The following is an 11568-nucleotide window of genomic DNA, read 5'->3' on the forward strand; positions in this document are numbered from 1 at the left end:
ATCATAAGATTAGTGAGGCCATTGTAGCACCTCAGTGCCCGATAGAAAACGACTAGTAAAAAAACACGATGTAAATTTGCTTAATTTATCACATTCCATTGAAAATTCGTGTCACCAAAGGCATTTTCAGTACTTTGGATCCGTTGATCTAACGATAGCTCGGTCAATAGATCTTGCTGCGTACCCAATAATACTAGTTTTAATTGCACATTCGATCCTGTCACGGTATCAAGATCAACTTGTGCAACTGCGGATAATTCAGAAAACATTGCAATCAATTTAGCATAATCAGTAATGTCAGTGACAGCATCTACATTTAAGAACACCACTTCATCTTTACCCGATGCTTTCACGCTATAACGTTCACCCAGATGATTCGCAAGACTATCTGTTAGTTTTGTACCTATGGCTGCAAGCTCACCTTGGCCTTGTCCATTTAACCAAACCTCATACGGCTGATTATTATTGTTACGACCATACATACTCCAATTTAGTTGGTAATCATCATTTTGCTTAATGATCTTAGCAATAATATAATTGTCGGCACCATAACGTGTTGAAGCAAGTTCAACCGGATCTGTAAACTGTCCCCATAAATCACTACTACTTACTTGTAGTTGATCATCAAGATCCATCACAGGGAATAATACCGGGATCCCACGTTTATTTGCTTGTGCTTTAATCGCATCAATGAAATCAGCGTAATCACGATCATTTTCACCTTTTACGCTACGACTAAAGTTTTCATCAACCACCAGCCATATTACTTGTTGTGGGCGATTCTGACTCCATACACCAAATTCACTGCTGCGTAATAAGCGATTTATCTTTTGCTCATTAAAGCTTGCTTGTAAATAACGCTCACCATCAACACGCTCTTCAGCTTGCTTCACTAAATATTCACGCGCATTAATTAATGCTTTTTTGATCACCGGATTAGTCGCAATTTCCGCATTACCAGAAACCTTGACCAATACTTCTGCAAAAGCAACTTTTTGTAACGTACGGTTGGACTGATTATTAACAGCCATAACAGATGCCGAATAAAGATGCTCAACCTCAACCGCACGCGCAGTCAAAGGTAAAAGAGATAACAATGATAATAAAATAGGAAATAAACGCTTCATACGATCCTTTTTAAGAGTAACGTGATGACTCAAATTAATTATTTGAATAGTACCATAGCCAACGCTATTAATTTACCTCAAATAATAACCAAACCAGCCACTATGTCCAAACATATTCTATGGCCTCAGGTTAATTAGCCGTATAGATAAACATTGACCATACTAAAGTATCAAGGCGTTGTCTTTATAATGAAGGAATTAGTTGTATGGATAGTAAAGAAACCGAGAGTGAGCGATATTTTGATATCGATATTGAAAAAATATATCTATTGAATATATTATTCGTCTGGGGAGGGTATTTAGTGGGTAGTCAAGTTGAGTAGTCAAATATAGGCATCAGCATAATATGCAGATGCCTATAGAATTCAATTATACAAACTAATTAAGTTGTTTATAAATGGTGTTATTTAGTACCAAAGATCTTATCACCAGCATCACCAAGACCAGGTACGATGTAACCTTTTTCGTCTAAACGCTCATCTACAGATGCAGTGTAAAGTTCGATATCTGGGTGTGCTTCTTCTAACGCTTTTAGGCCTTCTGGTGCAGCAACAAGGACTAGCACTTTAATGCGCTTACAACCTTTTGCTTTTAATAGATCTAAAGCTGCGATCATAGAGCCACCTGTTGCTAACATCGGGTCAACCACAATTGCTAAACGTTCATCAATACTGTGAACAATTTTTTCAAAGTAAGGTATAGCTTCTAAAGTTTCTTCATCTCGGTAGATACCAACAACGCTCACACGTGCACTCGGCATATGCTCTAGCACACCATCCATCATGCCTAAACCAGCACGTAGAATCGGTACGACAGTGACCTTTTTCCCTTTGATTTGCTCAACGGTAACATCGCCATTCCAACCTTCAATGGTCTTCTGCTCTAGCTCTAAATCAGCCGTTGCTTCATAAGTCAGTAGACTACCCACTTCTGTTGCTAGTTCACGAAAACGTTTAGTGCTGATATCAGCAGCGCGCATTAAACCTAATTTATGACGTACTAACGGGTGCTTAACCTCAACAACTTTCATGGAGTCTCCTAATAAAATCAAAGTAAGTGCGATACAAAAAGGCGTAATATTACCAATAATGGCCATATAATGATAGCTTATTCCAAGGAAAAGCCAGAGTTAAGAATAAAAACAATTTGCAGGTCGAACAAGGCATAATTTTGTTTCTATTCTGTGGTTAAAATTGTTAACATGGCGGCGATTTTTTAATCCAATTGATACGATTAGTTTGTGAGGGATCCAGTGAGCAACCAAAATACTTCTCTAAGTTATAAAGATGCAGGCGTTGATATAGACGCAGGTAATGCATTAGTAGAACGCATTAAAGGTGTAGCAAAAAAGACTAAACGACCTGAAGTTATGGGTGGTCTAGGTGGCTTCGGCGCACTTTGCCAATTGCCTACTGGTTATAAAGAACCAGTGTTGGTCGCAGGAACAGACGGTGTAGGAACGAAACTACGCCTCGCTATCGATTTAGCTAAATACGATACAGTTGGTATCGATCTAGTTGCTATGTGTGTAAATGACCTTATTGTACAAGGTGCTGAACCACTCTTCTTCTTAGATTACTACGCAACAGGTAAACTGGATGTAGATGTAGCTACAGCAGTTGTTACCGGTATCGGTGAAGGTTGTCTATTATCTGGCTGTGCATTAACAGGTGGTGAAACCGCTGAAATGCCAGGTATGTACCATGGTAAAGATTTTGACATTGCTGGCTTCTGTGTTGGTATTGTTGATAAAGAAAACATCATTGACGGCACGAAAGTTGCGGCTGGTGATAAACTTATCGCTTTAGGATCGAGTGGCCCTCACTCAAACGGCTATTCTTTAGTTCGTAAGATCCTTGAAGTTTCAAAAGAAGATCCAAGTCAAGCATTTGGTGATTCAACACTAGGTGATACGCTTCTAACACCAACTAACATCTATGTTAAGTCTGTGCTAGCTGTGTTGAAAGAGTGTGAAGTTCATGCTTTATCACACATCACTGGTGGCGGTTTCTGGGAAAATATCCCACGTGTACTACCAGCGCTAACAAAAGCTATCATTGATGAAAGTAGCTGGCAGTGGCCTGAAATTTTCAACTGGTTACAAGAAAAAGGTAACGTTGAACGTACTGAAATGTACCGTACGTTTAACTGTGGTGTTGGTATGGTCATTGCCCTACCAGAATCACAAGTTGAAAAAGCACTGGAAATCTTCACTGAACACGGCGAAAATGCGTGGCTAATCGGTGATATTGCAGACGCTGCAGAAAATGAAGAACAAGTAGAGATAAAATAATGTCTAAACAAGCATCTATCGTAGTATTAATTTCTGGTAATGGAAGTAATTTACAAACCATTCTAGATCAGTGCGAACAAGGTTCTATTAACGGTAAAGTAACCGCTGTTTTTAGTAACAAAAGTACTGCTTATGGCTTAGAACGAGCACAACTTGCTGGTGTGGACGCGATATCACTGGCTCAAGGTGATTTTTCTGACCGCACTGCATTTGATGCCGAACTCATGACACAAATAGACCAGTATCAACCCGATCTGATTGTGTTAGCAGGCTATATGCGTATTCTGAGTGATAACTTTGTACAGCATTATGCTGGCAAGATGCTTAATATACATCCATCTCTACTCCCTAAATATCCAGGTTTAGATACACATCAACGTGCAATTGATAATGGCGATGAAGAACACGGTGCTTCAGTGCACTTTGTAACGCCAGAGTTAGACTCAGGTCCCGTGATCTTGCAAGCAAAAGTACCTGTATTTTCTGACGATAGCCTAGATGATTTAAGTTCACGAGTACATACTCAAGAACATATGATCTACCCTATGGTTATACAATGGTTCTGCGCTGAACGTTTAGCAATGATCGACGGTAAAGCCGTACTTGATGGTAAAGAATTAGCACAAAGCGGCTACGCTGCAGACTAAGTTAATTCATTAATCCTAGATAATAAAAAGCCTTTATCGCATTACTGCATAAAGGCTTTTTTTATGGGACTTCCATGACATATTAATGAAATGAGATTAATGCGTTAAACATTAGTCAGCATAATATGACCACGACAGAATACACAATACTCCCCCGGCTGCATTTTGTGCCAAACTTCATTATCCGTCAGCGGTTGCGTCGCTATAATCGCGACAACATCAGAATCTGAGGTTTCATTCGCAAAGTTAACTTCAATATTTTCATCAATTAACTGCGCATGACCAAACGGTGCTTCGCGAATAATATGATGCAAGTTATTAGTACAGTAGGCAAATACGAAATCGCCATCGGTTAGTAACAGATTAAATACACCCAATGCTCTTAACTGATCACATAAGATCGCAATAAAACGAAACACGGGTTTCATATCATTAGGCTTAATAGGAAACTGTTTACTTACTTCTTGTAAGATCCAACAGAACGCAAGTTCACTGTCAGTCTCACCAATTGGTGTATAAAACCCAGTCGCTAAACCTTGATAATCAGTGAGCTGGCCATTATGCGCATACGTCCAGTTTTTACCCCAAAATTCACGGGTAAAAGGATGGGTATTTTCTAATGCCACACCACCACGATTAGCTTGACGAATATGCGAAATAACCGCTTGGCTTTTAATCGGGTAATCTTTGACTAATTGTGCGACTTTTGACTCGCAACTTGGTTTCGGATCACGAAAAGTACGGCAACCCTTGCCTTCATAAAAAGTAATCCCCCAACCATCAGAATGTGGTCCAGTCTTACCACCACGCTGCATCAGCCCAGAAAAACTAAAACAAATGTCGGTAGGCACATTTGCGCTCATACCTAATAATTCACACATATACTGATAACTTCACTTTTATGGCTTACTAACATTAACCACACAGGGTTAAATTAATTTCACGAAAGACTATAGCTTAATCTGCATAACCCATCATTTTCTCGACTAACTGAATCAACAAGTGGATCACTTTAATGTGGATCTCTTGGATACGGTCAGCATAACCGAAATGCGGGACGCGAATTTCAATATCAGCAATACCCGCCATTTTACCGCCATCTTTACCTGTTAATGCAATGGTCTTCATACCTTTTGCTTTCGCAGCCGCAAATGCATTTATTACATTTTGTGAATTACCACTGGTACTTAACCCTAATAACACATCACCTTTCTGGCCGATGCCTTCAACGTAACGTGAAAATACATATTCATAACCAAAATCATTGCTCACACAAGACATATGACTCACATCAGAAATAGCAATTCCTGGCATTGCTGGACGATTTTCACGATAGCGGCCTGATAGCTCTTCCGCAAAATGCATCGCATCGCAATGTGAGCCACCATTACCACAAGATAATACTTTACCTCCGGCTTTAAATGAATCAGCTAATAAGGCTGCTGCTGCTTCGATATTTTCACCATTTTTCGGGTCAGCTAAAAAGTCATTTAAAACTTGTGCTGCTTCGACTAATTCTTGCTGAATTAAGCCTTGATAACTTGTCATTTATTATCGCCTCTATGCCTAAAATATATTTGTATAATAGTACTATTGTTTCACAAAATAATGTACCTGTATCACCCACATAAATAAAAGGTTAAGCATAACCAAAAATAAGCGAATGACATGATAAAATGCTTAGTTAACATCCACTTAATACCCAATAGTGAGTACTTAAGTGCACAATTTATTGACCGTACTGACCTAAAATAAAAGCAAATAGGCAATTAAATTATCAATTCAATAACGCTATTATCAGTGAACACTTGTAAACCCAATTGGTTAAAAACAAGCGTTTAGCGGCAGGTTCTATAAATAGTATGTAAAATACATGTAAAAAACTTGCTAATTTAATAGTTATCAACTAGAACTAATACTCAAACCAGCGTTCTGGTCTGACCTCTGACTTTGCTATTTAGTTGCTTAATGAAAGGAGAAAATCATGGCAACCACAATTTCACTATTAGCCTTAGTGGCAATATTTGGTACATTATCTTACCAAAGAGCATCATTAACTGCTTTTACCGGTGCGTTTTTTGTTGCACTTGCAGCCGTTTCATATTTCGGTGATGTGCCATTAGCTATTTGGATAATAACAGCTGTAATTGCGATACCATTAAATATCACCAGTATTCGTCAAGGCTATTTAACAACGCCTATTTTAAAAGGCTTCCGTAAAATCATGCCTGAAATGTCTCAAACCGAGACTGAAGCATTAGAAGCTGGTACCACTTGGTGGGATGCTGATCTATTCAGCGGTAAGCCAAATTGGGAAAAATTGCACAATGTGCCAGCGCCAGCATTAACAGCTGAAGAGCGAGCTTTCCTTGACGGCCCCGTTGAAGAAGCATGTCGCATGGCTGATGAATTTGATATCACGCATAATCGTGCCGATTTACCTCCAGAATTATGGGAATTCCTTAAGACGAAAGGTTTCTTCGCCATGATCATCAAGAAAAAATACGGTGGTCTAGAATTCTCTGCATTAGCACAATCAATGGTACTACAAAAATTAACTGGCTCAAGCGCAGTAATGGCGAGCACAGTTGGTGTACCTAATTCATTAGGACCTGGTGAACTACTACAACACTACGGCACTAAAGCGCAACAAGATTACTACCTTCCTCGTCTTGCTGCTGGTGATGAAATTCCATGTTTCGCACTAACAAGCCCTGAAGCTGGTTCTGATGCAGGTGCGATCCCTGACTTCGGTATCGTATGTAAAGGCGAATTCGAAGGTAAAGAAGTTCTCGGTATGAAACTGACTTGGAACAAACGTTATATTACTTTAGCTCCTATTGCGACTGTACTTGGTCTGGCGATTAAACTACGCGACCCAGACGGCCTACTTGGTGATAAAGAAGACATCGGTATTACTTGTGCACTTATCCCTACGGATATCCCAGGTGTTGAAACTGGTCGTCGTCATTTCCCACTTAACTTACCGTTCCAAAATGGTCCAACTAAAGGTAACGAAGTATTCGTACCATTAGATTACATCATTGGTGGTCCAGAAATGGCTGGTCAAGGCTGGCGTATGCTGGTTGAATGTCTGTCTGTGGGTCGTGGTATCACGCTACCATCTTGCTCTGCAGGTGCAGTTAAGATGGCCGCACTAGGCATGGGTTCTTACACTGCTATCCGTCGTCAATTTAAAGTTGCGATTGGTAAAATGGAAGGTATCGAAGAGCCACTAGCACGTATTGGTGGTAATGCTTACCTAATGGGCGCGGCATCGACGTTAACAACAAGTGCCATTGATTTAGGTGAAAAACCATCTGTAATCACTGCGATTATTAAAATGCATTTAACCGACCGCGCACAGAAATGTGCAATTGATGCAATGGACATCTCAGGTGGTAAAGGTATCTGCCTTGGTCCAAATAACATGGCAGGTCGTGGTTACCAAGCTGCACCGATTGCAATTACGGTAGAAGGTGCAAACATTCTAACGCGTAACCTGATTATTTATGGTCAAGGTGCTATCCGCTGTCATCCGTTCGTATTAGCAGAATTAAATGCAGCTGCACTTGACGATAATAAGAAAGCGCTGCAAGACTTTGATGCCGCATTATTCGGTCACGTTGGTTTTGCAATGTCTAACTTCTTCCGTTCATTTGTAATGGGTATTACTAACGGTAAAGGTTCTGCTGCACCATTTAAAGATGAAACGGCACAATATTACCAACAGATGAACCGTTTAAGTGCCAACTTAGCCTTCCTATCTGATGTAGCGATGGGTGTACTTGGTGGTGAGCTTAAACGTAAAGAACGTGTTTCAGCACGTCTAGGTGATATCTTAAGTCAACTATATTTATCATCTGCAACGCTAAAACGTTTTGAAGATGAAGGGCGTCAAAAAGATGATTTACCATTCGTTCATTGGGCACTACAAGATTCATTATTTAAAGCTGAGCAAGCAATTGATGAATTATTACGTAACTTCCCTGTTCGTGTTGTAGGTATCGCTCTTCGTGCAATGGTATTACCAGCAGGTACGCGTCTATCTCGCCCTACTGACACGTTAGACCATATTGTTGCAGGTTTACTACAAGTTCCTTCTGAAGCGCGTAGCCGTCTAGCAACAGACATGTACCTAACTGAAGAAGAAGGTAACCCTGTTGGCCTACAAGAGAAAGCCTTGAGAGACATCATTGTTGCTGAACCTATCTTCATCCGTGTTTGTAAAGAGAATGGCGTTAGACTACCATTTATCTATCTAGACAAATTTGCTGACGAAGCACTGGCTAACAAGCAGATCACAGCAGATGAAGCGGAACTACTGAAAGAGGCAGAGGTTGGTCGTTTACGTACAATTAACGTTGATGACTTTGACCCTGAAGTACTTGCAGCAGATAAGTCATTAGTTAACCAACTAAACGGTGACTGGCGTGCACGTGCAAATGGCACAGCTAAACCAGCGAAAAATAAAAAAGTAAAAACGGAAGCGATAGCTTAGTCTTTACTTCATAACAGGTAACAATTCATCGTTGTTACCTACAAAAATCCCACTGTTATCGTTGATGACAGTGGGATTTTTTATTCACCACAAATTACTGTAGTGATCTATTACGTAACCTGTATTGCCTAAGCGTCTAATAGCGTTTTAGCCAAAGTACGAATACCATGGCCTTTCCCACCTGTTGCCCATAAATCATTGGCCGCTTTTTGATACGAACCCGCTAAATCTAAATGTAACCAACCTTGCCCATCTTCACGCACAAAACGCGATAAGAATGCAGCTGCTGTAGATGCCCCAGCGCGTCCTTCACCAGCATGGATATTAGCCATATCGGCAAAGCTTGATGGTAATTGTTGTTGATGCCATTTTTCTAATGGTAACTGCCAAGCAAACTCATTTTCTGCTTTCGCATTCGCCAATAACGAATTAACAAAACCCTGATCAAAACCAAATACCGCATTATAATCACGGCCAAGCGCCATCTTAGCAGCACCTGTCAATGTTGCTGCATCAATCAAACGTTGTGGCGAGTTTTCTTCTGCTGCAAGCAAACCGTCAGCTAGCACTAAGCGGCCTTCAGCATCGGTATTAAGCACTTCTACAGTAATATCATTTTTGTATTTAATAATATCGCCAAGTTTAAATGCATTGCTGCTGATCATGTTTTCTGCACAGCATAAGAATAACTGCACACGTTGATTTAAGCCTTGCTTGATTGCTAATGCGAGCGCACCAGTCAATGTCGCCGCGCCACCCATATCACTCTTCATGGCCGACATCGGCTCTGATGGTTTGATACTGTAACCGCCAGAGTCAAAGGTAATGCCCTTACCCACTAATGCTGTCGCCACAGGTGCATCAGCGTTACCCGTTGGATTGAAATCCAATTGCAGCATTGCAGGTGGATGTTGACTGCCACGACCCACAGTATGAATCCCTGTAAAACCGTGTGTTAATAATTCTTCACCCGCAATAATCTTGTACGTAATCGATTCTGGTGCCAATTGTAATAATAAGTCTGCAGCACTTTGAGCTAACTTAATCGGATACATTTCTTCTGCATCGGTATTAATGGTTTTACGCACCCAATGACTGGCTTGTTGAAATGCAATGAAATCTTTCTTTTCAGCACTGCTCGCTTGATCTAAACCAAAACAAGCTTGCTGATTTTCTTTTGCTGTGTAATAACCTTGATCAAATGCAATACGTAATTCAGTATTCCATAACTCGCCCTTTAAGGTCACTTTACCTATCCCTTGATTAGATAGTTTACGTGCCGCACGTTGTACCTGTAATGGGTAATCGGCACTATTATCACTGAGGTGAATAGAGGCGACACCGGCATCGAAGCTCACTAATGCATTATTACCCCAAAAATCTTCCGCGGGAGCAAGCGTAAGCTCAACGCTCATGAAATCCTTCATTGAATATCCTTAATTTAAACGTGTTAATACGATTACTATAACAATACTTTAATGTTTTGTTTGGTTATGTATCATAAATTTTTGTTAATCATTTTATTATTCCGCCCATAGAAGATCGAGTCGAAAATTGCATGACCAACTGAATAATCGCAAACTACAATTTTTTATCCTTGGATTGTTTTGGAAAAATATAGTTTGTACATAGACCGTAAAGTTTGTACACAAGACGATTTTGGAAGAATAAAGATTGCACATAGCAGTCGTGGGGCTAGCTGTAACAGCGCTGGAAACAGTCGGTTCTTTACCCATTGGTGGCTTAATTACTTATTTCCTTAAACCAAAAAACCATCGCTTAACATAACCAATTCAGAAAATAAGTTAATGGCGATGGCTAAGCCAATCTAAGGTTAATTATTAGATTTATGAGTAGTTTTACGTCGAAGTATTGATACTAACCCTAATAATCCAAATCCAAATAACGATAAGCTGGTTGGTTCATTGACACTAATAGGGGGTGGCTCTGGATATACTTGTAATAGGTCTTGTACTCCATCGTTATGATAGACATCAACAATAACGTCATTTGTCCACGTATTTAAAGAGTCAAGATAGTCTTGGGCAAGGGCTGCACCACCACCGCCGAGTTGAAATAAAATAAAGTCACCAGCACCTAGATCAAAACCATTTGTATTGTAATCTTCATGCACGATTTCCCAAAGTGCAATCTGGAAGGCTGCAGCTGTGGCGGCATCAGAAACACTGGCATATTTGTTTGTATAGAGGCGGCCTATGTATTCTGCCACTTCAGGTCCTGTTCCAAAAGGTTCTGGATCTGTGGCAGGGTGAATAGTAAAGTCTGCTGTATCACCAAAGTTAATTGGCTCGGTTATCTCAAGACAAAAAGCTAAAAAATCTGATTGTGTCGTATTATTCGTGAAATTAAACAATCCTGCCGATGAGGTGCCAGCACCAAGGCCACCGTTAACGGAATATAGAACTCCCTCACTCCAACCATTTTCCCAAGAGTTTAAGGTTGCAGAAATTGTAGTCGCACTTACTTGGTTAGCCGATAAAATGAGGCTGGAGGTTAAAATTAATTTATGTATAAATTTCATATTTAAATTCCTATTAAGTTATGCCATCTGTGCATATTCTATATAAGCATTTACCATGCCATCAAAAAAATACTTAAAATACAAAGGATTAATCCCACAAGATAGTTAAAACATAATAAGGTGTAAAAAAAATCAACGCTTTAAATTTAGTTTTGTAATGGTTCTATTGTTCTGACATTAGTTGACTTAGATGAAAACGAGCTTGATATGGGATTCGTCCGCTCATAGGGAGAGAGTTTGAAAGAATAAAGATTGTACATAGCAGTTGTGGGGCTAGCTGTAACAGCGCTGGAAACGATCGTTTCTCTACCTGAAAGATCCCATTGCTGGCTTAATTGATTATTTCCTTAAACCAAAAAAGCCATCGCTTAAACCAAATAATAGATTAATCATTAGATCTTTGAAGCTCCCCCACCTCGCTTCGCGCCCGACAAGTCGGGGAAGGAAGGGGATTCTTG

Annotated in this window: 10 protein-coding genes; 4 read left to right on the plus strand and 6 right to left on the minus strand. The window is 40.0% G+C overall.

All coding sequences use genetic code 11. The features are described 5' to 3' along the window. Nucleotides 1-80: 80 nt before the first annotated feature. Nucleotides 81-1127: a DUF2066 domain-containing protein gene (locus AKG98_RS13515; RefSeq protein ID WP_067046583.1), complete on the minus strand. Its 1047-nt coding sequence runs from the start codon at nt 1125-1127 to the stop codon at nt 81-83. 206 nt (nt 1128-1333) lie between these two features. On the opposite strand from AKG98_RS13515, the gene AKG98_RS13520 reads away from it, so the two are divergent. After that, nucleotides 1334-1450: a uracil phosphoribosyltransferase gene (locus AKG98_RS13520; protein WP_067046593.1), complete on the plus strand. Its 117-nt coding sequence runs from the start codon at nt 1334-1336 to the stop codon at nt 1448-1450. 80 nt (nt 1451-1530) lie between these two features. Here AKG98_RS13520 and upp read toward each other — a convergent pair whose 3' ends face one another. Then, complete coding sequence (upp, locus tag AKG98_RS13525) at nt 1531-2157, minus strand: uracil phosphoribosyltransferase (RefSeq protein WP_067046596.1); 627 nt, start codon at nt 2155-2157, stop codon at nt 1531-1533. A 222-nt stretch (nt 2158-2379) separates the two neighbouring features. Between upp and purM the strand changes: the two genes are divergently transcribed. Together purM and purN are read left to right on the plus strand one after the other, a co-directional pair. Continuing rightward, nucleotides 2380-3420 (plus strand): phosphoribosylformylglycinamidine cyclo-ligase, encoded by a 1041-nt coding sequence (gene purM, locus AKG98_RS13530; RefSeq protein ID WP_067046598.1) that lies wholly within the window; start codon nt 2380-2382, stop codon nt 3418-3420. Continuing rightward, the gene (purN, locus tag AKG98_RS13535) at nt 3420-4067 is read left to right on the plus strand and encodes a phosphoribosylglycinamide formyltransferase (protein ID WP_067046600.1); all 648 of its coding nucleotides are present in this window, start codon (nt 3420-3422) and stop codon (nt 4065-4067) included. Before purM ends, purN begins: the two co-directional genes overlap by 1 nt. 104 nt (nt 4068-4171) lie before the next feature. Here purN and AKG98_RS13540 read toward each other — a convergent pair whose 3' ends face one another. Beyond that, on the minus strand, nt 4172-4948 hold the full coding sequence (locus AKG98_RS13540; protein WP_067046602.1) for a class II glutamine amidotransferase: 777 nt from the start codon (nt 4946-4948) through the stop codon (nt 4172-4174). A 76-nt stretch (nt 4949-5024) separates the two neighbouring features. Then, the gene (gene lpcA, locus AKG98_RS13545) at nt 5025-5615 is read right to left on the minus strand and encodes a D-sedoheptulose 7-phosphate isomerase (RefSeq protein WP_067046604.1); all 591 of its coding nucleotides are present in this window, start codon (nt 5613-5615) and stop codon (nt 5025-5027) included. Between the two features lie 436 nt (nt 5616-6051). Between lpcA and fadE the strand changes: the two genes are divergently transcribed. Continuing rightward, nucleotides 6052-8568: an acyl-CoA dehydrogenase FadE gene (fadE, locus tag AKG98_RS13550; RefSeq protein ID WP_067046606.1), complete on the plus strand. Its 2517-nt coding sequence runs from the start codon at nt 6052-6054 to the stop codon at nt 8566-8568. Nucleotides 8569-8696: 128 nt separating this feature from the next. Here fadE and pepB read toward each other — a convergent pair whose 3' ends face one another. Then, entirely contained in the window at nt 8697-9995 is a 1299-nt protein-coding gene (gene pepB / locus AKG98_RS13555; protein WP_067046608.1) for an aminopeptidase PepB, read from the minus strand. 407 nt (nt 9996-10402) lie between these two features. After that, entirely contained in the window at nt 10403-11110 is a 708-nt protein-coding gene (locus AKG98_RS13560; protein ID WP_067046609.1) for a PEP-CTERM sorting domain-containing protein, read from the minus strand. Between the last annotated feature and the right edge of the window lie 458 nt (nt 11111-11568).

Origin of the sequence: Moritella sp. JT01, from assembly GCF_001574435.1 — a bacterium.
Taxonomy (GTDB): Bacteria; Pseudomonadota; Gammaproteobacteria; order Enterobacterales; family Moritellaceae; genus Moritella.